This window comes from Pyxidicoccus xibeiensis (assembly GCF_024198175.1).
GTDB classification, from domain to species: domain Bacteria; phylum Myxococcota; class Myxococcia; order Myxococcales; family Myxococcaceae; genus Myxococcus; species Myxococcus xibeiensis.
Genome location: NZ_JAJVKV010000010.1, coordinates 292,576 through 317,705, shown reverse-complemented (window position 1 = coordinate 317,705; position 25,130 = coordinate 292,576). Strand labels below are relative to the sequence as shown.

The 25,130-nt window shown below is 69.2% G+C and carries 18 protein-coding genes; 6 read left to right on the top strand and 12 right to left on the bottom strand.

What is annotated here, in order from left to right; all coding sequences use genetic code 11:
• Window positions 1-495 carry a YciI family protein gene (locus tag LXT23_RS35655; protein WP_253984859.1) on the top strand — a complete coding sequence of 165 codons (495 nt, stop codon included), beginning with the start codon at window positions 1-3 and terminating at the stop codon, window positions 493-495.
• Between the two features lie 52 nt (window positions 496-547).
• Here LXT23_RS35655 and LXT23_RS35650 read toward each other — a convergent pair whose 3' ends face one another.
• The 5 genes from LXT23_RS35650 to LXT23_RS35630 form a co-directional block, all read right to left on the bottom strand.
• Window positions 548-898, bottom strand: coding sequence for a DUF2019 domain-containing protein (locus tag LXT23_RS35650; protein ID WP_253984858.1), 351 nt, complete (start codon window positions 896-898; stop codon window positions 548-550).
• A gap of 87 nt (window positions 899-985) precedes the next feature.
• On the bottom strand, window positions 986-1,348 hold the full coding sequence (locus LXT23_RS35645) for a DUF2019 domain-containing protein (RefSeq protein ID WP_253984857.1): 363 nt from the start codon (window positions 1,346-1,348) through the stop codon (window positions 986-988).
• A complete protein-coding gene (gene sitA5 / locus LXT23_RS35640; RefSeq protein ID WP_253984856.1) occupies window positions 1,345-2,631 on the bottom strand; it encodes a SitA5 family polymorphic toxin in 1,287 nt (428 codons plus the stop codon). The genes LXT23_RS35645 and sitA5 overlap by 4 nt, the downstream gene beginning before the upstream one ends.
• Window positions 2,632-2,730: 99 nt before the next feature.
• Window positions 2,731-3,147, bottom strand: a complete 417-nt coding sequence (locus tag LXT23_RS35635; RefSeq protein ID WP_253984855.1) for a cupin domain-containing protein — start codon at window positions 3,145-3,147, stop codon at window positions 2,731-2,733.
• A 62-nt stretch (window positions 3,148-3,209) separates the two neighbouring features.
• A complete protein-coding gene (locus LXT23_RS35630; RefSeq protein WP_253984854.1) occupies window positions 3,210-3,593 on the bottom strand; it encodes a hypothetical protein in 384 nt (127 codons plus the stop codon).
• A gap of 251 nt (window positions 3,594-3,844) precedes the next feature.
• On the opposite strand from LXT23_RS35630, the gene LXT23_RS35625 reads away from it, so the two are divergent.
• Window positions 3,845-5,059, top strand: coding sequence for an AI-2E family transporter (locus LXT23_RS35625; protein ID WP_253984853.1), 1,215 nt, complete (start codon window positions 3,845-3,847; stop codon window positions 5,057-5,059).
• 97 nt (window positions 5,060-5,156) lie between these two features.
• Here the strand turns inward: LXT23_RS35625 and LXT23_RS35620 are convergent, their stop codons facing one another.
• From LXT23_RS35620 to LXT23_RS35605, 4 genes are all read right to left on the bottom strand, one after another.
• Entirely contained in the window at window positions 5,157-8,726 is a 3,570-nt protein-coding gene (locus LXT23_RS35620; RefSeq protein WP_253984852.1) for an endopeptidase, read from the bottom strand.
• 264 nt (window positions 8,727-8,990) lie between these two features.
• Complete coding sequence (locus tag LXT23_RS35615) at window positions 8,991-10,487, bottom strand: ArnT family glycosyltransferase (protein WP_253984851.1); 1,497 nt, start codon at window positions 10,485-10,487, stop codon at window positions 8,991-8,993.
• A 94-nt stretch (window positions 10,488-10,581) separates the two neighbouring features.
• Window positions 10,582-13,479 (bottom strand): hypothetical protein, encoded by a 2,898-nt coding sequence (locus LXT23_RS35610; protein ID WP_253984850.1) that lies wholly within the window; start codon window positions 13,477-13,479, stop codon window positions 10,582-10,584.
• A 61-nt stretch (window positions 13,480-13,540) separates the two neighbouring features.
• Complete coding sequence (locus LXT23_RS35605; RefSeq protein ID WP_253984849.1) at window positions 13,541-14,050, bottom strand: hypothetical protein; 510 nt, start codon at window positions 14,048-14,050, stop codon at window positions 13,541-13,543.
• A gap of 208 nt (window positions 14,051-14,258) precedes the next feature.
• Here LXT23_RS35605 and LXT23_RS35600 point away from each other — a divergent pair, with 208 nt between their 5' ends.
• Entirely contained in the window at window positions 14,259-15,863 is a 1,605-nt protein-coding gene (locus tag LXT23_RS35600) for a xylulokinase (protein ID WP_253984848.1), read from the top strand.
• Between the two features lie 20 nt (window positions 15,864-15,883).
• Window positions 15,884-17,413, top strand: coding sequence for a pyridoxal phosphate-dependent decarboxylase family protein (locus LXT23_RS35595; RefSeq protein ID WP_253984847.1), 1,530 nt, complete (start codon window positions 15,884-15,886; stop codon window positions 17,411-17,413).
• Window positions 17,414-17,421: 8 nt separating this feature from the next.
• Here LXT23_RS35595 and srmL read toward each other — a convergent pair whose 3' ends face one another.
• Together srmL and LXT23_RS35585 are read right to left on the bottom strand one after the other, a co-directional pair.
• Window positions 17,422-18,576, bottom strand: a complete 1,155-nt coding sequence (gene srmL, locus LXT23_RS35590) for a PheS-related mystery ligase SrmL (RefSeq protein ID WP_253984846.1) — start codon at window positions 18,574-18,576, stop codon at window positions 17,422-17,424.
• A 303-nt stretch (window positions 18,577-18,879) separates the two neighbouring features.
• Window positions 18,880-19,695: an SDR family NAD(P)-dependent oxidoreductase gene (locus tag LXT23_RS35585; RefSeq protein WP_253984845.1), complete on the bottom strand. Its 816-nt coding sequence runs from the start codon at window positions 19,693-19,695 to the stop codon at window positions 18,880-18,882.
• Window positions 19,696-19,794: 99 nt separating this feature from the next.
• Here LXT23_RS35585 and LXT23_RS35580 point away from each other — a divergent pair, with 99 nt between their 5' ends.
• Complete coding sequence (locus LXT23_RS35580; RefSeq protein ID WP_253984844.1) at window positions 19,795-20,691, top strand: LysR family transcriptional regulator; 897 nt, start codon at window positions 19,795-19,797, stop codon at window positions 20,689-20,691.
• Between the two features lie 578 nt (window positions 20,692-21,269).
• Window positions 21,270-23,537 (top strand): hypothetical protein, encoded by a 2,268-nt coding sequence (locus tag LXT23_RS35575; RefSeq protein ID WP_253984843.1) that lies wholly within the window; start codon window positions 21,270-21,272, stop codon window positions 23,535-23,537.
• 180 nt (window positions 23,538-23,717) lie between these two features.
• Here LXT23_RS35575 and LXT23_RS35570 read toward each other — a convergent pair whose 3' ends face one another.
• Complete coding sequence (locus LXT23_RS35570; RefSeq protein ID WP_253984842.1) at window positions 23,718-24,878, bottom strand: serine/threonine protein kinase; 1,161 nt, start codon at window positions 24,876-24,878, stop codon at window positions 23,718-23,720.
• Window positions 24,879-25,130 lie beyond the last annotated feature (252 nt).

Genomic DNA, 25,130 nt, shown 5'->3' with positions numbered 1-25,130 from the left:
ATGCGAACCCTGCTCTCCGTTCCGGTCCTCTTCGCCGTCGCCACGGGCTGTGCCACCACGCAAGGCGCCAACCCTCCCGCCGCCGAGCCCGCTCCCGCAGCGGCGCCCGCCGCCAAGGCTCCGGCCAAGGAGTTCTCGATGCGCACCTACTACATGGCCTTGCTGCGCCGTGGGCCGGCCTGGACGAAGGAGCGCACGCCGGAGGCCATCGCGGACGGCAAGGGGCACATGGCCAACATCGAGCGGCTGGCGAAGTGCGGGAAGCTGGTCATCGCGGGGCCCTTCAACGTGCCGGCCGAAGCGCCAGCGGACTCCCTGGCCGGCATCTTCATCTTCGACGTGGCCACCCACGAGGAGGCGCTCGCCCTCACCCAGCAGGACCCCGCCGTGAAGTCCGGCCGCTTCACCATCGAGGTGCTGCCCTGGTACGGCCCCACCGGCCTCACCTATGAGGGGCACATCCCCGCCGACCCCAATGTGTCCTGCATGCAGTGATGTGGGGGACTGCCGGAGCGGGCATCACCCTTGGCCCGGAGGTCTCGCACGGTCATGCAGGGTCCAAGGCCCAGGTGCCTTCCTCCCACCGCTTCAAGGCCTGCTGCGCCTCGAAGGGGACCAACCCCTTGCCTTTCGCGGCTTCTTCCAGAACGGCCTTGGCCTCCTCCGTGCGATGACGGAGAAGGAACGCCGCCGCTGTAACGCGGACATCCATGCGTGGATGTTTGAGAAGAGCGGCAAGCGCATCGCGTCCTGTATCTCCAAGGGCGCGGAGTTGGTCGAAGACCGCGAGGTACTGATCGACATGCCTGTTCGCGGCTTTCGCGTCTCCCAGCCAGCCAGCCTCTGTCTCTGCTTGCACATGGCGGGCGAACTGCTCGACCAGGTCTTCGAGCTTCATCACCAGACTCCATTCTGGATGTTCTCGATGGCCTGCAACCCGAAGGCGCGCTGAGTCTTGTTCCCGCGCGAACCGGTTGATGTGGACTCACGGAAACTTGAGTGTGCCCTCGCGCCACGCCTTTAGCGCGTACTCGGCTGGTGTCCGGATTGGTCCTCGGCGGGCCGCAAGCTCCAACAGAACAGGTTCTCCCTGCTCTGGTGCGAACTCCAGCGCGTGTGCCGCCGCACATGAGCGGACGTTCTCGTTCTCGTTCGTCAACAGCGAGAGAAGAAGGGATGCCGCCGCTCGCCTCCGGAGTTCACGGTAGGCACTTGCAATCCTGTCGTGGGCGCGATTGGCCGCGCGATGGTTCGCAGCGGCCAGCGCCTGTCCGTAGGCAACCGCCGCCTGCTCGTACTCTTGGACAAGCTCCTCGATGCTCGCCCTTTGGATGTTGCTGACCTTCATGGAATGACTCCGTAGCCTTGGAGGACCGTCACGCCGAACTTGCGTTGGGCTTGGAAGGATTGACCGCTCAGCCATTGCCGCACGGTTTTCCCGCCTGTGAAGCGAGGGTCTTTGGAAGAGTAGTACGCACTGATCTTCCGGTGAACTCCTTCATTAATGGCAACCACGTTCTCGGTGTTGTGCAGGGAATGAGGCCCGAATCGCTCCACATTGCCCGGCGTCTGCTCGACGATGTGGTGCCAGTTCTTGCCGGGTCCCGCTGAGCCCAGCGCACTCCTGAGGCCGCTGAACGAGCCCCAGGACCTGAGACCGACGGGACTGACTCCCGCTGCGGCTCCTCGCGAGCCCCGGGCCGTCATGGCGACCGCCGTGGCAGGCAGGGAGATGACGACGGTGCTTCCTTCAACGGCGACCGTACTCACCTGTCCGACGTTTCCCAGGTGGATGCCTACCCGTGAAGCCCCCGCCGCCGCAGCCTCCAGGTACCGGGGCAGCAGCGACAGCCTCGAGGCCAGCACAGCAGCACCCCCGGTCATGCCGTGACTCAGCACCATCGTGACCGCGAGGACGAAGACGCGCGCCACTTCCGGCCCCACCCGGTTGGCGAAGCGCTGGCCGGCCTGGTCCAACTCCGTCCACGTCGTGGCCCGGTCGGTCGACCCCTTCAACTCCCGGCTTGCGTCCACCACCTCCAGAAAGATCTCCACCCCCAGGTAGATCAACAGGACTGCTGAGACGATGGCCGCCGCCTTGGTAAACACCGGCTCGGGATTCGCAGCCAGGACAGCCCAGGTGATGAGGCCCGTGGCGATGACGGTGTAGAAGAGCTGGGGGGCCAGGGTCTTCTCCACCGCCTTGGCGATGCTCGCTTTGAGCGGCTCGAGCGACAGGCCCAGGGCAACCCCCAGCTTGTCCCATTCGCCCAGGCCCATCCCGTCATCGAGCAAGGAGAGGCAGTTGTCCCGGAGCCTGCCCGGCGCACAGAGGCCGCCGAAGCTCTTGCTCATCAGGCGCTGCCATCGAGTGTCCGCACCGCTCCCGGAATAGGTCGCGCGCACCAGCCAGCCCTGGTGGGGAGCCCGGAGTGCCAGGGGCGCATCCAGCACCAGCTGTGTCAGTGCCGCCGCGAAACCCTCCGCGTCCACCCTCACGGACTTGTTCGAGGAGGTCGGCTCGTACTCCAGGGGCGCGCCCTGGCCCGTGTCGAGACGTACGAGACGTGGGTGGGTGCACGCATTGAGCAGAGCACAGAGCAGGACCACAACGCCCAGACGGGTTGCCATGCGCCCCTTTCTAGACCGAGGAGGGCGCGCGTCTACGGAAAGGTACAAAGCGCGGAAGCGCCGCTGAACCAGGGCACCTCCACCCGCTGAGCCATGCCGTCAGTGGATGCCAGGCGCCGGCTCGCCGGCGCCCTCGTACCGCGGGCTCTCCGCCTCCGGCCGCGCGTACTGGGACATGCCCTCGAAGTCCACCATGGTGCAGGGCTTGTCGCCCACCACCCATGCGTCGTGCCCGGGAGGAATCAGCGCCATGTCTCCCGGCCCCAGCTCTCCCTGAGTGCCGTCATCCATGGCGATGACGAGCCGCCCGGAGACGACGTAGCAGGCGTGCGCGGCCTGGCAGCTCTCCGTGCCCGCGAGGGGCCGCACGTCCTGGGACCACCGCCACCCCGGCTCGAAGACGGCGAAGCCCACCGTGCCGCCACCTTCGAAGTTGATGATGTCTGCGTGCCCATGCGCCACGAAGGGGCGGCGCTCGTCGGGTGACGAGAAGTGCTTGATGATGAGCTCGCTCATGGCGCGTTCCTCCACTGTGTTCTCCAGTGGAAGTTAGGGGCGCATCAGGCCCCTCGCAGCGCTCAGGCGAAGAACTCCAGGTGCATCGACATGCCTGCCTCGAACTCGGGCGCCTGCCGCAACTGCTCCAGCACCACCACCGTGCAGTGCAGCGTCACCTGCGGCAGCGAGCCGGGCTCGCTGACCCACCGCACCGCGCTCATCAGGTGGCGCGCCTGGAGGAACCCCAGCACCGCGTCCCGGAACCGGCGGCTCTCCTCGACGTCCTTCGCGTAGAGGTCCTTCCGGTCCAGGAGCGCCGGGCGAGCAGCCGCTCGCCCGCTTCCACGCCGCGACAGCGACCGGGACGGTCTCGGGCTCTGCCGGGGTAGGACGATGGCTTCGATCCACATCGCGTCTCCCTCCGCGTGCTCGCCCGTGGGGCTGGCTTGAAGATTATCGGACATGGAGCGGCCAGGTTTCTCAGGCTCGTATTCGCCCGGAAGGGTGGGGCCGCTCCACCCCCACGGCACGGGTGGGCCCACTGGCCCCCGCTCGGTCCTTCGGAATGACGCCGTGCGTCCGAAGGCCCGACCGCCCGGCTGCTCTCCAGCAGGCCGCACAAGCGCTGATGGCAGCAGGGGTTTCCAGCGGAGGGCGGGGAAACACCCCCAGAGGGTGCCTGCCGTGCGGCCCGCCACTTCCTACCTTGAAGGGCATGAAGGCCTCGCGTCGGCAGCTTCCGGTCTACGTGCCCCCGCGCACTGTCTGGTCCGTCGGGCTCCAGGTCCTGCTCCTGGCCGTGTGCTGGCTGGCGCTGCGCCGGCTCTACCCCATCCTCACGCTGCTGGCCGTGGTGCTGCTGCTCTCCATCGCGCTGGACCCGCTGGTCCGGCGCCTGGAGCGCTGGGGGCTCAAGCGCGGCTTTGGCGTGGCCATCGTCGCCCTGCTGCTGCTCGGGGTGATGGGCGTGCTGGTGGGCACGCTGGTGCCGATGCTGGTGCAGCAGATTCAAGCCCTGGCGCAGTCCATGCCCGGACGGCTGGAGCAGCTCGCCCAGGCGGGGTGGGTGAAGGAGCTGAACACCCGCTACAACCTCAACCTCCAGCCGGAGGACCTGGTCCGCTTCGAGCCCGCGGACGTCGCGGGACGCGCCATCGACGTCCTCTCCTCGACGCTGGGGCTGGTGGCGGCGGGGATGACGGTGGTGGCGCTCACCGTCTTCAGCCTCGTCTTCGGGGAAGACCTCTACGAGAGCATCCTCCAGTGGGTTCCACCGCGGCGCCGCCCGCGCGTGCGGCTGCTGGTGGGCCGGATGAAGCAGGCGGTGGGCAACTACGTGGCGGGCACCCTGCTGGTGATGACCATCGGCGGCACGGTGGCCGCGCTCGTCGCGCTCATCCAGGGCGTGCCGTACTTCCTGGCGCTCGGGCTGGTGGTGATGCTGCTGGGCGTCATCCCCGTCATCGGCAGCGTCATCAGCGCGGTGCTGGTGAGCCTCACCACGCTGGCCACCGTCGGGCTCAAGTCGGCCCTCGTCGCGCTGGCGGTGTTCATGGTGTACCAGCAGCTCGAGTCCAACGTGCTGGGCCCCGTCATCCAGCGGCGCGCCATCCGGATGAACCCGCTGCTCATCTCCATCGTCGCGCTCATTGGCGGCGGGCTGGCGGGGCTGGCCGGCGTGGTGCTCGCCGTGCCGCTGGCCGCGGCCGCGCAGGTGCTCGTCCAGGAGGTGCTCAGGGACCGGCGCGACGGGTGGAAGCTGGCGCACCGGCACGAGCAGGCGCAGCACGAGACGGGCCGCGGCGCGGTGGAGGAGGGCCTCCTGTTCGCCGGGCCCCTGGATGAGCCCAGGCCGGCACCGGAGGGCCGCGCGTCGGTGCCGCCGAAGCCCGGGCCTTCCGTGCCCGGGGACCCGCACGCCCCGCACTGAGCGCGGCTGCCCCGAAAAGCAGAAGGGCCCCCGGAGCACGTCCCGGGAGCCCTTCGTCTCAGTCAGGTGTCACGCCGGTCCAGTGCCCGGCGGGACGTCAGCGGTCCGCCGGAGCCGAGCGGCCCTGCGCGGTGCCCTTCTTGCCCGCCGACGTGGCCGCAACGGACGCACCGACGCCGAAGACGACGTCGTCGCGGTCGTTGTAGCTGCCGGTGGTGCACACGCCGGCCGCGCCGCCATAGCGGAACGACGTGCGGATGGCGTGCGTCCCGGCCGTGGCGCCCAGGGTGAAGGTGTGCGTGAACGTCCGCGCCCCCGCCGCCGTGCAGGCTTGGGCCGTGGTCAGCGCCGTCCAGGCCGGAGCCGCCGCGTTGGTCGTGTAGTACAGGTCGAACTGGTCCGCCGTGCCCCAGCACCAGACTGTCGCGGACACCGTCACCTGCTTGCCCACCGCGAAGTTGCCGTTGTCCACCGTGCGGATGACCACCCGGTCGATGCTCTCGTCGGAGTGGTACGAGCCGGTGCTACCGTCCGCGCACGAGTCGGCAATCGTGTTCGGCGCGTTGGGCTCGACGCCGCCGGACATGGTGCCGCGGCCGTTGACCGCCGTGGCGCCCGTGTCGCAGCCGCACACCGTGCCGCACGTCGGAGCCTGGCGGGTGGTGTCGAAGGCGGCGATGGCCGGCGTGCAGACGCTGGTGGTGGTGAAGCTGTTCGTGCCGCTGTAGGCGCTCGCGCCGCAGCTGTCCGCCGCGCGGGCCCGCCAGTAGTACACCGTGCTGCTGTTCAGCGCCGGCGTCACCGTCCAGGTGCTGGAGGACAGGGTGGTGCTGGAGCGGACCACGCTCGTGAACGCGGAGTCCGTGGCGACCTGCACCTCGTAGCGGGTGGCGCCCGTCACGTCGCTCCAGTCGAGCGTCGCGGCCGTGCCGATGCCCGTGGCGCCGTTGGCCGGGGAGACCAGCGTGGGCGCCGCCAGGGCGACGCAGCCACGGGTGGTGAACGAGGACGCGGACGTCCACGCGCCCGTGCCACCGCACGAGTTCCGGGCGCGCACGCGCCAGAAGTACGCGGTGTTGGAGGCCAGCGCGGGAGACACCGTCCAGCCGCTCGCCGTCAGCGTGGTGGCCGTGGCCACGACGTTGGTGAAGGCGGAGTCGGTGGCGACCTGGACCTCATACGTGGAGGCACCCGACACGTCGCTCCAGTCCAGCACCGCCGCGGGCTCCACGCCCGTGGCGCCGTTGGCCGGCGTGGTGAGGGTGGCCAGGCCCGGCGCGGTGCAGGCCGGCGTGGCGCAGGTGCACGCGCTGGCGCGGCCGTAGCAGGCGCTCGAGGAGGCCGGCACGACGGAGTAGCAGTACTGGCGGCCGTTGGCGACCTCGGTGTCCGTGTAGCTGGTGCCCGACACCGTGGCGACCTTGGCCTTGCCGAAGTCACAGCCGGCGAAGCCCTCGGTCTTCATCACCCAGTACTCGGTGGCGCCGGGAGACGACGTCCAGCTCAGGCCCACCTGGCCGTCGCCGGGGGTGGCCGTCTGCGTGGGGGCGGCCGTGGGGCCGGAGGCGCAGCCGCTGTTGACGGGGGCCGGCGTGCTGCAGGCGATGTTGTGGCGGTTGTACGCGGCGTAGATGGCCGTCATGTGCGGCGTGCCGTCGGCCAGGTTGCCGTTGTCGTCATCCGCCGCCAGCCACTGCATGTAGCCGTTGGTGGCGCCGCAGCCGTCGGACGTGCCGGCGGTGCAGTTGCAGCCGTGCCACGTGCCGATGTTGCCGCTGCCCTGGTAGAACACCTTGTTGCCGACGATGAAGGCGGTGTTGGAGTCGTAGTTGAACGGCGCCGCCGCCAGGTCAATCGTCACGAGGTCCCAGGCGGCCTGGCGCGCGGGCGAGGCGGCGCAGTGCACCTGGCGGCCGCAGGGGCCGGTGCTGGCGCTGCACATGGGGCACACGAAGTTCTGCGGGGTGGCCGGGACGTTGTTCACGCTGGCCTTCCAGTCCGCGTCACGCACGCCGGAGCACTTGGTGTTGCACCAGGACTGGCCGGAGACCTGCGCCTCCTGCTGGTTGTAGCCGCTGCCGTCCGGCGTCTGGCCGCAGCCGCGGTTGGTGGTCTGGAAGAAGCCGTAGCCCACGCAGGACGTCTGCAGGCGGTAGATGGCGGCGATGTCCGCGTAGCCCTCGGAGGAGTTGGACAGCGTGCCGTTGGCGTCGAAGTCGTCGATGCCGTGGCCCCACTCGTGGTCGAACACGGCGCCAATCTCACCGGTGTTCCGGCAGCCGCCGCCGCTCCGGTAGAAGTTCACCGACGAGCCGTTCCAGAAGGCGTTGCAGGTGCTGTTCAGGTTGACGTTGGAGACCAGCTGGCTGCCCAGCCAGGTGTTGGCCGGGAGCCAGCCACGGGCCTGCTCGGCCAGCTTGCCCAGCTCGTAGAAGCTGGAGCGCGCCGCGGCGGTGTTGCCCGCGGAGGTGCCGGCGGGCACGGTGCAGTCATGGTCGTTGTTGACGCCGCCCAGGTTCAGGTTGCCCGTGGTGGTGCTGACGCTGATGGCGCCGCAGCTGTCGGCCACGCGGACGTAGCGGCCGGCCAGCGTGGTGGTGGCGGTGCCGGAGGTGTAGTTGTAGATACCCGCGGAGTCCGTGAAGTTGTTGGGGGACGCGACGCCCGTGTTGGCCCAGGGCATCGGCGTGTTGGGCTGCATGGTGCCGCAGACCGTGTTGTCGGCGCAGGTGCCGATGTTGGTGGACGGGTAGACGCCGCCGGTAATCTGCGCGTCGAAGTAGTGGTTGTCGTCCTCGATGGCCATCACCTCGCCGGACTGGGCGTCCACCGTCACCTTCCAGCGCTGGTGGCCGTCCGGGTCCTGGAAGCCGTAGGCGTAGACGAGCTGGTGCTCGTAGCCGGTGCCGACGGCGCCGTTGAAGGCCTCACCGGAGCGGGCGACGGGGGCAATCTCCAGCGCGGGCTGCTGCCACAGCTGCTGCGGGGTGGTGAGCAGGCCGATGAAGCCGTTGCCCGCCACGAGCGCGTCGGCGGGGGCGAACGCGGGGCGGGTGTCGATGCGCGCGTTGTGCCAGGCCTCGGTGCCCAGGAGGATGAGGTTGCCGTGGCTGATGGTGGCGGCCAGGCGCGCGTGGCGCACGGTGATGCCGTTGAGCTGCTGCGGGATGTGCACCTGCCACAGGTGCTCGGCGACCTGCGTCACGCGGGGCGAGCCCAGCTGCATCAGGTCGATGTTGAGCGCGGTCTGGTTGTCCGCGATGAACTTGAGGACCAGGTCCTCGACGACGGAGGCATCCACGTCCGCGACGGAGCGGCCGATGGCCTCACGCACGCCATCGAGCGTGACCTTGTTGTTGAAGCCCTTGCCCGGGATGAGGGGGATGGAGCCCTGCACGGACGTGGGCGCGCCGGTGCGGGGGTCGATGTAGACGTTGAAGTCCTTGCCGTTGCGGGCAAAGAAGTCGTCCCACGCGTCGGCACTGAGCGAGTTCATGCTCTTGCGCGCGGTGTCCAGCGGGACGTTCTGGATGGGCAGGTACAGCTCGGGCTTGAAGAAGGCCTTGCTGGCGACGGCACTCTGGCCCTCGTCGGGCGGCTTGAACGCCCAGCTCGCTGCTGACAGGAGCAGGACGAGACATGCTGCTGACACCTTCGTGTGGCGCATGCGTTGATCTCCTCATAGGGGGCCCGTGGGGAACGGACCCGAGGTGGCTCCAGGGGTGGAGCCCTCAACGCATTAGCGGCCCTGAAACAAAAACTGAATCCTTGTAATTCCCAGTGATGTCCTGGAAACAGGAGTGCCAAGGAAAACGCGGGGTAAGAGTGTTAACTGGAAGACGGGCCCTCGCACGACAGGTGAAACCGGCACTCGCGTGGAGCGCGATTCGGTACGGCAGGGGTGGATTTTTATTGACGTGTAGCCGGGTTGCTACCGCAGCCAGATACGCACCCAGTCGTCCTGGATGAGCTTGCCGCTGGCGCTGTCGGTGCTGCCGCTGGCCATGAAGCCGCGGGGCGCACCGAGTGCGAGAGCGCCTGCCTCCACCCACAGGAGCAACAGCGCTGCGGCGGCGACGGCGGGCAGCCGTGAGGCCAGGGCGGGCCGGCGCGCGGCGAGGACGACGAGAGGCAGCAGCAGCAGGGGTACGAGCACGGGGAAGATGGCGAGCAGCCCGCGCGTGTAGCCGAAGAAGGCGAGGGTGATGAGGGCGCGGTGCAGCAGCACCGCGGTGAAGAGGGCGTAGGTGCGCCACGGTGGGAGCAGCGACAGCACGGCGCCAGCGACGAGCAGCAGGAGCAGCGGCCACTTCAGCCAGGTGCCCTCGGGGACGAAGAGGTCCACCGGCGCGCGGTTGCCGTTGAGGCCGGAGGGCAGGTTGGACGCGCCGAAGCCGAGGCTCAGGCCGTCCAGCCAGCGGTCCAGCTTGGCCACCCAGAGGCGGGCCGCGTCGGCGGGGTGCTCGCGCATCCACTCCAGGCCCCGGGCGTAGCCGTGCAAGAGCAGGTGGCGGTGGGCGGGGTTGGCCACGTCCAGGTGCCCGTCCTGGCCGAGCTGGTTGACGGAGTCCGGGGTGAAGCCGCCGGTAGCCCCGGCGTGGTTGGCCATGGCGAAGTTGATGGGGCCGTAGACGGTGACGGGGGCCAGCTCTGGCAGCGGCTCCAGGCCCGGCGTGCGCGCGTTGAGCTCGCGCAGCACGGCCGCGTTGTGGATGGCCCAGGGGGCCAGCACCAGCGCGGACACCAGCGCCGCCGCGCCCCAGCGCAGTGCCAGCGCGGAAAGCGGCGTCTTCCCCCGGTACAGCCACGCCCAGGCGAGCAGGAAGGGCCAGAGGTACAGGTGCTCGGCGCGGGTGAGCGAGCCCAGCCCCATGACGGCGCCCAGCAGCACGGCGCCACCCCACGTGGGCCCGGCGCGGTGCTGGAGCATCAGCGCGCAGGTGGCGGAGAGGAAGAGGGCGTAGAGCACCTCGTTGCTGTACGTGGTGGAGAGCACCAGCCAGCCGAAGCTGGACGCGAAGAGGGCGGCGCCCAGCAGGCTCCACGCGGTGCCCATCACCCGGCGCCACCACCACCAGGTGAAGGCCACCGTGGCGGAGTTCAGCAGCGCGAGGGCCAGCTTGTACGGGTACGCGCTGCCCTGGGGCTCGCCGAGGACGCGGTAGAGCAGCCCCAGGCACCAGGGGAACAGCGGCGGGTGGTAGGGGAGGGTGGCCTGCGACGGCCTGTCACGCGCCCAGTCGAGCGCGTACGCATGGAAGAAGCGCGAGTCGCCGTAGAAGAAGATGGAGAAGGGCCAGGTCCTGTCGGGCACCGCCTGGAGGAACAGCCAGCGCAGCAGCAGGCTCAGGCCGAACGTCGCGGCGACACCCAGCGCTACCGGGTGCCGCGTGCACAGCTCCCGCGTGCTGATGAAAAGCCGGCGCATTCCACCCCCAGGTCCGGTGCGTACGTTACACAGGCCGGCCTCGCGATGGTGGGCCACCCGTACGCCTTCCGCGTCGACTCCGTCGCGTGAAGAATCACCGCCGGACCCAGCCGAGGTAGCCGGCGCTGTCAGTGTTCCACGTCCTGGGGGGCGTCAGGGGTATCGCCCGCTCGCGAAGCTCTCTCAGGGACGCCGTCCGCTCGAGGTCCTGGAGGCGCACCGCGTACATCCGCTCATACCTGAGCGGGCCGCACATGAGCGCGGGCTCCGTGGCGCCTGTGAGGAGCCCGACGAGCACCCACGCGTCATCCGGGCTGAGCGAGAGGATTCGCACCCCGCTGCGCTGGCGCCACAGCACCTGGGAGGCGCCCGTGAGCAGGTCGAGCCGCGCCAGCGTGGGCTCCGGCACCTCGACGCCCGCGCACTCGGGCGCGTAGCCCTGCAGCCGGTGCAGCACGGCGAGTGCGGAGGGCTCGCGGTGAAGCCACAGCAGCGCCACGCGGTAACGGCTCGGGATGCCCAGTGGCAGGCGCGGCTGGACCACGAGGCCCGCCTCTTCGAAGACCCCCACGGGATGAGGGGCGGAGCTCGCCTCGGCGCGTCCCGGCCAGGAGCCGTGCCTCACGCTGTGCTGACGTCTCGCCTCCCGGAAGGCTTCCGAGCCATCCGGAGAAAGGCTGAGCTTCCCGGAGGACCACCGGCGCAGGACACTCCCGGTGGCCAGGTCGAGCCAGGCGGCGAAGTCGGGCGTGGGGGTGGGCTCGGCCATGCGCGGGGGCAGAGGGCCCTCGGGGCCGCACTCCTCTTCGAGCACCAGCTCCGGCTTCGTGGACCGCCAGCGCACCAGCCTCACCCGTCCACGCAGCCGCTCGTGGGGGATGCGCCGCACGGCGCCCGAGGCCAACTGCACCTCGAACAGCTCCGTGGAGGGACATTGCTCCGTGGTGCCCGGGCCGCCGTGCGTGTGCACCGCGTAGGCCAGGCGGGTGCCGTCGTCGGACCACACGAGCGAGCCCGCCTCCTGCCTCGCCATCCCGGGGGGCGGGGCCCCCAGCTCGACCAGCAGGCGATGCTCCTTCCCATCCGTGCGGACGACGTGCAGCGAGCTCCAGCCGCTGACGTACGGCGGCTGCGATGCGCCAGGCGCGGGGCGAGGAGGGGAGACCCACTCCGCGTAGGCCACCTGGCGGCGGTCGGGAGAGAGCGCCACGGGCGCTGCCTGCATGTGGTTGCCGGCGACCCGGCCACTGGTGGTCAGCCGGCGCTCCACGCTGCTGCCCGGGGTCTGCACGTACAGGTCCCGCGTACCCTTGTCCTCCACGACACGCAGAAGGCCGAAGTCTCCGGACCTCGAGGGTTCGTCCCCTGGCGGCGGGCCCGGTGGCACTCGCGGTGGACGCGCGGGGAGGGGCCAGGGGAAGTCCTCCGTGAGGAGCTCGTAGGCCTCGTGGTGGATTCGCCAGTTGGAGTCGGCGGAGACGCCGACCAGTGCTTCGCGCACGGCGGACCTTCCTCCCAGATGGCGGCTCAGCTCCGGACTCAGGAGCTGCCGGGCGACCTCCTTCGTGATGTGCATGGCCGGCAGCAGCTCGGGAGCATGCTCCGCCACCCAGACGACGAGTGCCTCGGCGCGTGGGCCCTCATGGAGGCCGAGCTTGTCGCGCAGGGGCGCCCGCTGCTCGGGGGAGAGCGGCGCGAGCAGCGCGGGAAGGTCCTTGGCGGGCAGGCCCGCGGCCTCTGGCGCCAGCCGCGAGACATACAGGTCCGGGCACCGGGCCGCCTCCTTCGAGAGCCGCTGGAGCTGCGCGGGCGACAGACGTCGCGGGAGCGCCCGGTCGAGGCTCGCGCAGTCGGACGTGAGGAGCTCCTCGAAGGTCGGGGCCGACAGTCCGCCGTCACTCGCCAGCTCGCGCGAGGCGCGCAGGGCGAGCGCCGCCTGGGGCGTGTGCTGCTCGGCATCGAGGATGAGCCGCGCGGTGACGGGGTCCGACTCCGACGCGGGCAGTGCTCCGGCGGCAACGGGCGTGCCCTCCATGAGCTGGGCGAGCGCCGCGGCGGCGGCCGTCGAGTGGCCGAGCACGGCGTTGAATGCGGACGCGCGCTCGGACGGGCGCAGCGCCATCAGCTCCGCCGCGACGGCCTTCGTGTGCGTTTGAAGCACGCGCTTGTGCTCGGGAGCTTTCCTCGCGAGCGCGAGCAGGGGCAGACACGTGGTGCCCGGGCACGGCGCTGCTCCGGGCGCCAGCAGCCGCCGCAGGCCGGTGCGCACGCCCGCTTCGCCGCAGTGCCTCGACAGGACCGCCTCGGCGAGCGCGCCGCGCTGCGCGAGGGTCTCCGCCGCGCGCTCGCGCTCCTCCTGCGGACGCTCGTCGGTCGCGCACAGCGAGATGAACGGCGCCACGGGCTCGCGCAGCTTCAGCGCCCGCGCGAATGGCCGCGCCGCGTACAGCCGCTGGGCCAGGCCCATGCCTTCGTTCGCGAGGCGCACCATGTCGCTCAGCGCCACATGACATGCATGGGAGGGGGACGGGGGCGGCAGGGTGCAGTCGCGCTCCTGCACTGTCTCGAAGAAGCGAACGAGGGGCGCGAGCTCTCTGGGCGCCTCCTCGCACTTCACCTGGGTCAGGCTCCCGTCGGCCCGCAGCACGCGGCCGTCGCCTCGCAGCTCGAAGCGGGTGCCCTTCCAGGGCCCCACGACGCCCAGTGCCTCGGCGCGGAAGTCCCGCTTTTGTGGGCCGAGCGTCTCGATGCTGTAGATGAAGTGACAGCCTCGCGCGTGCACGGGGTGGGGCGAGAGGGCCTGCGTCCCATCCACGCACTCGTCGGGTGCGAAGCCGATGTGCGCGGGTACCTCCGAGTACCGGTCCTTCTCCTGGAGGTAGGACTTCTGCGCCGTGAAGAGGGCGCGCAGTGAGCACACGGCCTCGGGGGAGTCGGTGGCGGAGGCCGGCGCGGCTGCGAGCAGCCAGAGCGCGGCGAAGGCGCGGAGCATCGCACGAAGGTAGCACGGGGGATTGTGCCCCCCGCGCAGATGCCCTTCACGGCGGAGCCCGTCAGTCGTCGAAGCCGCCACCGCCACCGCTGCCGTCACCGTCGCCCACGATGAGGCCAACGGCGATGAGCGAGCTCAGCGCTCCGAGGACGATGCCGCCGGTGAGCAGCACGGTCTTCCCCCAGCTGAACTCGCGAACGGCCGCCCGCTCCACTTCGCCGAGCGCGACCCTGACGGGCCGGCCGGGACGCTCCACGGGGATGCCCCGGAACTCGACGGCGTCCACGTCCACCTGGAGGTACTTGGACTCCAGCGCCTTGCCCTGGGGGCGGACCAGGATGAGCGGTGTGTCCGCATTGAACTTGTGCGCCCGTCCTTCATCGTCAAGAAGCTCTCGCACGTCCTTGCGCTCGCCGCGCAGGGAGGCGCCGACATCCTCGAGCAGGCTGTTGCGGTCGTCCTTCCAGCCGTCGAGCTGGGCCAGTTCTGATTTGGGGATGTTGTAGGTGGTGGTGCAGCCGGTGCTGGTGGACAGCAGTGCCAGGATGGTGAGCGACGCGCGTAGACGCATGGTGGGCCCCCTCGTGCCGAGGCTGAAGGTAGCGGATGCGGGCCTCGGCGCCCAGGTGGGCACCTCGCGGGCGGGGCGGACCCATGGGTTGTGGAGACGTCACTTTCCCCAGCACCTGGGTGGCGGGTTCTGTTACCCCCTTCCTAGAGTCCGGGCTCGCACAGCGCCGCTCGCCCGATGACTCCTGACCCGCATCCCGGAGGGCCGTGTGTCCCACGCAGGTGACAAGTCCATCCTGGCCATCGACCTCGGCACCTCGGCGGTGAAGCTCGCCGTCGTCACGCTCCGGGGAAGGATTCTCGGGGGCGACGTGGAGCCGCTGGAGCTCTCCCTGCTGCCCGACGGAGGCGCCGAGCAGGACCCCGAGGCCTGGTGGAGTGCCATCGTCCGCGGCACGCGGCGGCTGCTGGAGTCCGGCCGCATCCCCGCCAGCGACATCATCGGCGTCAACTGCAGCTCGCAGTGGTCCGGCACCGTGGCCGTGGACGCGAAGGGCCAGCCCCTGTGCCCCGCGCTCATCTGGATGGACTCGCGCGGCGCCGCGCACGTCAAGCGCGTGGCCTCCGGGTTCATCCCCATCGAGGGCTTCGGCCTGCGCCGCCTGCTCACCTGGATTCGGCTGACTGGAGGGCTGCCGAGCCTGTCCGGGAAGGACCCCGTCGGCCACATCCTCTACCTCCAGGGCGAGCACCCCGAGCTCTACCGGAACACGTACAAGTTCCTGGAGCCCAAGGACTGGCTCAACCTGAAGCTGAGCGGCCGCTTCACCGCCTCGTACGACTCCATCACCCTGCACTGGGTGACGGACAACCGCGACCTGACGCGCATCGCCTACGACGAGCGGCTGCTCCAGATGACGGGGCTCCAGCGGGAGAAGCTGCCGGACCTGGTGCCCGCCGCCTCCGTGCTCGGCCCGCTCCAGCCGGAGGCCGCGCGCGCCCTGGGTCTGAGCGAGGACGTCCAGGTGGTGACGGGCGCTCCGGACATCCTCGCCGCCGCCGTGGGCTCGGGCGCGGTGCGGGACAACGAGCCGCACCTGTGCGTGGGCACGTCGTCCTGGCTGAGCTGCCACGTGCCCTACAAGAAGACGGACGTCTTCCACCAGATGGCCACCGTGCCGTCCGCCCTCCCGGGCCGCTATCTCCTGGCCAACGAGCAGGAGTCCGCCGGCATCTGCCTCACCTTCCTCAAGGACAACATCCTCTACGGCAAGGACTCGCGGCCCGGGCAGCAGGGCGCGGAGGACGACTCGTCCGAGGTCTACAAGCTGATGGAGCGCGAGGCCGGCGGCGTCCCCGCCGGGAGCGACCAGCTCATCTTCATGCCCTGGCTCAACGGCGAGCGCAGCCCGGTGGACGACAAGTCGCTGCGCGGCGGCTTCTTCAACCAGTCCCTGAAGACGACGCGGGCCCACATGGTGCGGGCGGTGATGGAGGGCGTGGCCTACAACTCGCGCTGGCTGTTCACCTACGTGGAGCAGTTCGTGGGCCGCCGGCTGGACTCCATGCGCATCATCGGCGGCGGGGCCCGCTCGCCGCTGTGGTGCCAGATTCACGCGGACGTGCTGGGCCGCACCATCCACCAGGTGGATGAGCCGGTGCTGGCCAACGCCCGGGGCGCCGCGTTCCAGGCGGCCGTGGCGCTGGGGCAGCTCACGGTGGAGGAGATTCCCTCGCTCGTGCCCATCGCCCGCACGTACGAGCCGGACCCGAAGAACCGGGCGCTCTACGACGAGCTGTTCCGCGAGTTCGTCAATCTCTACAAAGCCAACAAGGCCATCTTCGGGCGGCTCAACCGCGCCCGGAGTGCCTGATGGCACGGAAAGGAAACCCCATGGCCCTGCCCGATCCGAAGTCGCTGCGCCTGCTGAACCACGTGCCGCCGCGCCTGCTGTCCGCGGCCGAGCGCTACCTCAAGGCCGTGCCCATGGTGCGCGACCTGCTGTCGAAGGAGACCGACTCGCTGCTGTCCGAGCTGGAGGACGACCTCAAGCCGTACCGGGGCAAGATGCCCGCGTTCGACCACCTGCCGGTGACGGGGCGCTCGCGCGAGGAGGTGCTGCGCGAGCTGCAGGCGCTGGAGTCCCAGGAGGAGTCGCGCTGGCGCGAGGGCAAGGTGTCCGGCGCCGTGTACAACGGGGACTCGGACCACATCGGCTTCCTCAACCGCGTCTACGGGCTGCACTCGCAGAGCAACCCGCTGCACGCGGACCTGTGGCCCAGCGCCACCAAGTTCGAGGCCGAGGTGGTGGCGATGACGGCGAGCATGCTGGGCGCCGACGCCGCCAACGCGGGCAAGCCCCCCGCGGAGCACATCTGCGGCTCCATGTCGTCCGGTGGCACCGAGAGCATCATGCTGGCCATCAAGACGTACCGGGACTGGGCCCGCGCCCGGAAGGGAATCACGAAGCCGGAGATGGTGGCGCCGGCCAGCGCGCACCCGGCGTTCGACAAGGCGGCGCACTACTTCGGCATCAAGATGGTGCGGGTGCCGGTGGGCCCGGACTACCGCGCGGACGTGGCCGCCACGAAGAAGGCCATCAACCGCAACACCATCGTCCTCATCGGCTCGGCGCCGGGCTTCCCCCACGGCGTCATCGACCCCATCGCCGAGCTGTCCGAGCTGGCGCGCAAGAAGAAGATTGGCTTCCACACCGACGCGTGCCTGGGCGGCTTCGTGCTGCCGTTCGCCCGGAAGCTGAACTACGAGGTGCCGCCCTTCGACTTCCGGCTGGCCGGCGTGACGTCCATGTCCGTGGACACGCACAAGTTCGGCTACGCGGCCAAGGGCTCGTCGGTGGTGCTGTACCGGGGCACGGAGCTGCGCTCGCACCAGTACTTCACCGCCACGGACTGGCCGGGCGGCATCTACTTCTCGCCCACGTTCTCCGGCAGCCGGCCCGGGGCCCTCATCGCCGTGGCGTGGGCGACGCTGGTGACGATGGGCGAGCAGGGCTACCTGGACGCCACCCGCCGCATCCTCGAGACGGCGGCGGCCATCAAGCAGGGCATCCGCGCCATCCCCGAGCTGCACGTGCTCGGGGACCCGCTGTTCGTCATCGCCTTCGGCTCGGAGACGGTGGACGTCTTCAAGGTGATGGAGCGGATGGGTGAGCGCGGGTGGAGCCTCAACGGGCTGCACAAGCCCGCCGCGGTCCACCTCTGCGTCACCCTGCGGCACGCGCAGCCCGGCGTGGCGGAGCAGTTCCTGGAGGACCTGCGCGCCGCGGTGGAGCACGTGAAGGCCCACCCCGGGGAGAAGGGGACGATGGCGCCCGTCTACGGCATGGCGGCGTCCGTCCCCTTCCGGGGCCTCGTGAGCGACATGCTCAAGAAGTACATGGACCTGCTCTACAAGGTCTGACGCCTTCGTCAGTGGGAGCGGGCCGCCCACTCCCACGCGGTGCCCCGGTGCAGCGCCGCGTAGATGTCGTCCCGGAGCGTGTTGCACTCGTCGTGGGTGAGCGTGCGATCCAACGCGCGCAGCACCACGCGCAAGAGCACGTTCTTCTGCCCGGCGGAGATGCCCATGCGCTTCACGGCGCCAGGCGGGAGGGCGGAGCAGGGCGTCTCCGAGAGGACCTGCACGCTCTCCACCAGCTCCGCCCGCTCGCCCAGCGCGGCGCGCACCGCGTCTCCGAGCTCCTCGGGCGTCTGCTGCTCGTCGAGCACCAGGGACAAGTCCCTGCGGACCTCCGGCATGGAGGAGACGGGGCGGTAGGGCTCCAGGTCCAGCAACTGCGAGGCGATGCGCGGGTCCGCCGAGCGCAGGAGGCGGATGTCGTCCAGGCCCTTGCGCAACATCAGGATGCGGTCCAACCCGATGCCCATGGCGAGGCCCGTGGTGACGCCTGGCTCCAGGCCGCTCTCCTCGAGGAGGGCGGGGAGCGCCAGGCCGCACTCGCCAATCTCCACCCACTCGTCGCCGTCCCGGACGTCAATCTGGAGCCCGTCCGTGGTGTACGGGTGGGTGGCCGGCGTCAGCTTCATTTCGCGGCCGGGGAGCAGGGCGCGGACCACGGTGGCAATCATGTCGCGGAGGTCGTCGGTGGTGAGCGGTGGGCCCTGGCGGACGCGCCAGAGGTCCATCTGGTGGGGCTCGCCGGTGTGCATCCGGTCGATGCAGTCGCGGCGGTAGGTGAGGCCGGGGCAGGCGAGGAGCACGTCGCGCGGCGGGGCCAGGGCAAGGTGGCGCAGCAGGCCCGGAATCATGGCGGAGGTCTGCGAGCGCAGCAGCGCGGTGTCGCAGACGTAGCGGGTGTAGCGGGCGTCTCGCGCGGCGCCGCCCGGCGGGTAGTGCAGCCGGTCGTAGTTGTCGGCGATGGAGACGACGGGGCTCTGGCGGTGGACCCGCGCGTCACAGCCCCAGGCGGAGCGCAGGGCGTCCAGCACCGCGGCGATGAGCTGCTGCATCGCATGCGGGCCGGCGGCGGGGTCGGTGAGGTCGCGGACGGACAGGGCGCGCCGGAGCTCGTCGGCGCTGAGGATGGAGACGGACGGAGAGACGGCAAGGGTGACGGACGACATGGGAAACCTCTCGGTGTGGCGGATGTAAACGCAGCGGTCTCCGGGACGCCGGGCGGGGAAGCCGCCTTGCGCCGCCGGTTTCGGATGCCCCCCCGGCGAGTTCGGGAGGGCGTCGCGCCTGACGGCGTTCCACCAACGAGAGGGGCGTGCGCTCAGTCCTGCAGCACGGCCTCCCGACTCCCAAACGGGGCCGGGGGGCGGCTAAATCGACGAGCACTCACCACGAGGTACATGCGGACATGATTAACGACGCGCCCCTGTCCTGGCAAGCGCCGGGGCATCGGAGGCGCTTTTCGTTCGTCTTCAGCGCATGCCGGCGATGGTGAAGCCGCCATCCACGGGGAGGCTGTGCCCGGTGATGAAGCGCGCCTCGGGCGTGCACAGCCAGACGGCGACATCGCCCACGTCCTCCGGCTGCCCCAGGCGCTTCGCGGGCGTGTGGGCCACCAGGGGCACCGTCACCGCACCACCGTCGAGGCGGTGGAACATGGGCGTGTCGATGACGCCCGGTTCCACGTTGTTGATGCGGATGCCGTTCGCGGCGACCTCCAGCGCCACGGCGCGCACCATGGCGTCGAGCGCGCCTTTGCTGGCCGAGTAGATGGAAGAGCCGGGAGCGGCGCCCTTCGCCAGCCACGACGAGGTGTTGACGATGGCGCCACCGGTGCCCTGGGCCAGCATGGCCTCGACCTCGTGCTTCACCAGGAGCCAGGTGCCCCGGAGGTTGACGGACATGGTGTGGTCGAAGTCGGCCGCCGTGAGCTTCGTGATGGGGGCCATCACGCCCTCCGTGCCCGCGTTGTTGAACGCGGCGTCGAGCCGGCCGAAGCAGTCGATGGCCCCCTTGATGAGCTTCTCCGCCGCGTCGGACTGGGACACGTCGGTCGGTATGGCCACGGCGCGGCCGTCCGCCTTGATGATTTCGTCGGCGACGGACTTCAGCTCGGCCTCGCGCCGGCCAGCGAGGACGACCGCCGCGCCCTCTCGCGCGAAGGCCAGCGCCGCCGCGCGGCCGATGCCACTGCCTCCACCGGTGACGAGCGCGACCTTGCCCACCAGGCGGCCCTGGCCGGGGAGGGGGCGGTGCTGCTGGGCACTGCGTTCAATCGTCTGGGACATGGGAGCTCCGTGTGCGGGTATGCAACGAAGCTAGGTCGGGTGATTGTGCTGGAGAATGCGCTATGAACGGCATGGGTTGATGAGCCGGAGTCACCAATCATGCGTGGGACGGAGTACGCGGAGCTGGCCGCCTTCGTGGCGGTGGCGCAGGAGCGCAGCTTCCGGCGTGCGTCCGCGCGCCTGGGCCTCTCACCCTCGGCACTGAGCCACTCCATCCGCGGGCTGGAGGAGCGGCTCGGGGCGAGGCTGCTCAACCGGACGACCCGCAGTGTCGCGCCGACCGAGGCCGGACTGCGGCTGCTGGAGCGGCTCGAGCCGGCCTTCGTCGAAATCTCCGGAGCGGTGGAGGCGGTGAACGCCTTCAGCGCGCGGCCGTCCGGCACCGTGCGGCTCAACGTGCCCCGGATGGCGGCGCACATGGTGCTGGCGCCCATCTTCGGCCGCTTCGCGCGGGCCTATCCGGACGTGCACCTGGAAGTCATCGCGGATGACGGGATGGTCGACATCGTCGCGCGCGGCTTCGACGCCGGCATCCGACTGGGCGAGCACGTGCAGCGCGACATGGTGGCCGTGCGCGTGACGCAGGACCTGCGCTCGGTGGTGGTGGGCTCGCCCGGCTATCTCGCGGCCCACCCCGCGCCGCGCACCCCGCGCGAGTTGAAGGGGCACGCCTGCATCGGCTATCGGATGGTGTCGAGCGGGGCGCTCTATCGCTGGGAGTTCGAGCGCCGTGGGGTGGTGCTCGATGTCGCTGTCGAAGGACCGCTCACGCTGGACGACCCGGACCTGACGGTGGCTGCCGCGCTGGATGGAGTGGGGCTGGCGCATGTCATCGAGAGCCGCGTCGCCGACCACCTCGCGGCGGGGCGCCTGGTGCGTGTGCTGGATGACTGGTGTCCGTCGTTCCCGGGGTTCTTCCTCTACTACCCCGGCCGGCGCCAGATGCCGGCGGCGCTGCGCGCGTTGATTGACTTCGTCCAGGTCAAGGGCAGGTAGCGGTATGCCGCGAACCGGGCTCATGCAAGAGGTCCTGCGTGCTTAACCTTACCGTCGTGTGGCGTGCAGCGTTTGCCACCCTCAACACCGACTGGCGTTACACCTGTCACAGACTCTCTTGCACCCTGTGGGATGCCCTCATGAACGCATGAGCAGGCACTGCCGGCTGCCATCGGAACCACTTCAGATCTAAACGGGCGATCACGACTCTCGTTCGACTTCCGGGGACCCAACGAGCTGTTCCCTCGGCGCCCCATAAAGAGTGCCAGCCCGTTCGAGAATTCGCGGTCGGGCGTTTAGTATATCGTGCATTAGGCGTGCGCTCGATGCACCAGTGGGGGAAATCCATGGCGAGGAAAGGCTCAGCAGCGCAGTCCCGTCGACGCATGCTTTTTTGGGGGGGAGCACTCGCGGTCTCGGTGGTGCTCGTCGTTCTCTATGTCGCGCTAAGGCAGCCACCCGACCTACGGCGTGAGATGGCACAGGTCCTGGGGGTTCCAGCGGAGACCCTGTACATCAACATCCCTCCATCGCCCAATCGCTACCCGGGAGGAATCTTCCTCGCGGGAAGGCCATGGATGGTCATCGAGCCGACTCTGGCCCCAGACGCTGCGGGACAGTCGGTCCCAGGCTTCTCGATGACATGGACGCATGCGGACAAGCTCGTAGAGCGTGGCGCGGTCGGCCTTGGGCCTGTGAGCGAGCTACTCCGCCGACATCAGGGGCTCGGGGTTGAGCTGAAGATTTCCGACGCCCAGGTTTTTGAGCTGGCGGCGGGTGAGCTCAAGCGCAAGCTCCTGGGATCAACGGACGCGGTCGCTTCGGCGCAGAAGGGGAATGATCCCATTATCATAACCCGTGCTTGGTCGGGCGTCTTTACGTTCCGCATCCAGGCCAGCGACAAGCTTGACGCGGCTGCCGCCGCCAAGGTGCGCAGCGACGCGAAGGAACTCGCGCGAAACCGAATGGATGTCGAGGTTGATGTCGGAGGGGCCCAGGCCCAGGATGGGGCCGTCCTCGTGAAGCTCACGACACCCGCCGTCTTTGCGTTCGAAGCGGCCGCCGCGTCCTATGTGAACAGCAGCCTCGCAACGAAGCCCCAGGACGTGAAGCTCACTCCGCTCACGGTGCCATCCGAAGAGGCGCCTCACCCGCACGCGTCCTGGCGTCGCAAGGACATCTGGCCGAGGGCACGCCCGCCCTGGGCAATGGCATCCGTATCCTCGGGCTTCTATCCAAACGCCCAACTCCTCACGCAGGCGTGGCAGCCGGAGAGCGCACGGCTCGCACTCTCTGCTTTATCTGAGTACGGGCCGGTACTAACCGAACGGTGGGATGCCACCGCGTCCCGGCCGCTCACCGAAGACGCGCTGCTCGGCTTCGCGGAGACCTTCGCGCGCAAAGCCAAGGACGCCGGGAACCAGTTTTTCGTCTTCTACTACATCGGGCATACCCTCCCGCTGGGTGCTGGAGAGGTCGGTCTGGTCATGGGAACCTATGATCCCAGCCGCTCCGGAGACCCAGGCCCCGCGCAGGTGGTGTCCCTGCGGAAGCTCTATGATCAGCTCGATGCTTCGGGCCTCCCGTTCGCGCTCCTCCTGGACGGGTGCTACGAGGACGGAACGTTTCAGGAGTACGTGTCGGGGCTCGGTTTCACGGCAGACCCGAACAATGACCGGTTGGACTACATAGGGGATGCGGACGTCATCACCCGCGAGCTGAGCGAATACGCCCAGGGGCTGCGGGAGTTCACGGTCGCTCAGCCACATTTCCGCACCGAAAACCTAGTCATCCTGGCTGCCAAGCCGGGGCGGGTCGCTTCAGAGCGGGCTCACCCTCGGTGGGCACTCGAGACCGTGGGGCCTCTCGCGCAGAAGCTCGGATGGTGGATGGAACTGTGGCGTCTCAGCGACTCCTCGCACTCGCTTGCAAAACTCCTCCAGAGGGCGACGGAAATGCGGCAAACGGGCGAGATCTCCGCTGCGGGAAGCATCAGCTGGAGCGACTTCTCGCGGTTCGAGCAGGTCGCGGGCGCGGTGTATCCTGGTCCTGCTGAGAACCTCCTCCTGCCGGTCGAGAGCGTCCAACCCGACGTCCTCGCTGACATCTCGCCCGATATCATCGTCGACTTCGCGAGGGAGCCCACAACCGGAACCCTGCTGTTGAGGGATGGCAAGTTCCGGCTCCTCATGCTGGAGTCCGGTGTTCGCAGCCCCCGCGTCCTCAAACCTGAAATGTTGGCGGTGCTCGGGCAGACCTCCTCTTCCGCCTACGTACAGGACGAGCAGGAACACATGCTGTTCAAGCTCGGGAGCGACCTGCGCCTAATCCCCGTCCTTGAGGGCTCGTTCATCGACATCCTCGGCACAACGCGGGGAGGGGACGAGTTAGTCGCCATCGAGTCCGATTCGACCATCGACACGCCCGACGCCATTTGGCGAATCAATGATGCGAGCGCCTCCAAGGTGGGGCAGATCGAAGCTTCCGACATCACAGATGTTGTTGCAGAAGGGGGAGTCTTCTATTTTGCCCTGCCTGGGAGAGGCGCGATCCTAAAGCGGTCAGGCGAAGAGGAGTCGCTGCTGGCTTCGGGGCTGAGCGAGCCAACCCGGCTCGCCCTTGACGAGCATTTCCTCTACTGCCTCTCTGGAGGAGGGGAGTACCTATACAAGATTCAAAAGGATGGTCAGACAGAGGCTGTGAGGCTTGAGTGGTACCTGGGGTCGCACGGGGGCACCGCGACGGGACGGGCACTTCGCCTCGAAGAAGATGGTCGGCTCCTGCTGGCGAGCGGAGGCGCACTGCTTGGTCTCGACCCTAGGCGGCTCGCATGGCGGAGTCTCTGATGTTGGCGTTCATGAGGAAGCGCGGGAATTTGGACCGTCCCAGGTCCGGCTCAGCGCTTCGGCTTCGGCTTGCGCGCGGCAGCGCTCTCCTCGGCGGCTCGGCGTCGGTAGCTCTGCCTCTCGATAAGGGGGCCACGGGGCGATCCGAGTCAGGGGGGCGGAAGCGGCCAGCCACTGAATCTACAGATAGGAGGGCTCGGTGGAAACAGCGTCCGGGTGCAGCACCCGCGCCGTACCGGGCTCCGCGTCAGCTGCGAGGGCTTCCCCTGCGTCCACCAGCGCAGTGTGTAGCTCCGCCGCGGCTTCCGCGTGGCCGTAGTTCCCGCGTTCATGCAGCAGCTTGCGCATCCGGTTCTCCACTTCCGTCGCGGAGGGGATTCGCTCCGCCGGCTCGCGGCGAAGGAGCCTGGCAAACAGGGTCCGCACGGGGGCTGACAGACCTTGCGTCGCTTTCGCTACATCCTCCATCGTGAAGGTGGCGGCCCGCAGCACGAGCTCCCCCATGTCCGGCTCCGTCCACGCGTCTTGTGCACGGGCGATGGCATCGCCGATTCGTTCCCGGTCATGGTCCGGGACCTTCTGCAGCAACTCGCGCGGCAGCAGGTCCGGCGGGCAGAGCAGGTGACGGCCGGTGGCGAACTCCAGGAGTACCAGCCCGAGGATGAATACATCCGAGCGGGTGTCCTCGGGCTCCCCCAGCAGCGCTTCCGGAGACGTGTAATAGGCATCGCCTCGGGCACGCGGTAGGCGCACGGTGCGCCGTCCCGGAAGCTGGGCCGACGCGAGCCCGAAGTCCGTCAGCTTCGCCTTGCCGCTCAGCTTCACGCGGATGCGGGTGGGGTCAATCGCCCGGTGGACGATGCGCAGCGGCTGGCCCTTTTCGTCTCGGCTGCCGTGAGCATGGGCCAGTGCGCCCGCCACCTGCGCGCCGATGTGGAGCATGAAGTTTTCGGAGAAGTAGCGCCCGCGCCCATGCGCCAGGTTGAGGAGGCTTTCCAGGGAGCGCCCGCTGACGGCCTCCAGGATGACGTGCAGGGTGGTTCTGGATTCGTACAGCCCGTACACGCGAGCGATGTTCTGATGATTCAGGTACGTGGCCAGTTGCACTTCCTCGACCAATCGCATGCGCGCCACCCTGGCGGCATCCGTGAGTGTTGGAAGGCCCAGGGTCTTGATGATGACCCGGCCCAGGTCCGCCTGACCCTTGCCGCGTTTGATGGCCAGGACGATGCGCTCGCCATGGCTGCCGAGGCCCATGTCTTCCACCATCTCGTAGGCGATGCCGTCCCGGCGAAAGAGGACGATTCCCGGCGGGAACGCCGGAGGACGAGAAAACACCATGCGCGGAGCCTCCTGATTGTCGCGCGGAGCGGGGCACCGCGCTTGAACACGCGAAAAGTACCGGTGGGTTGGGTCGGATTTGAACGATGTCCGAGGTCGTGCTTCGACGCTATTGCATCAGGATTGCAATAGGTTCCAAAGCCTACTCCACGGGGCGGAAATGCAAAGAGCCTTTACTCGCGGCACGCCTCCACCTCTGGCCCGTGCGGTGGCGGCGTGTCCTGTCCTCTCCTGTCGGGCGGGCGCAAACGT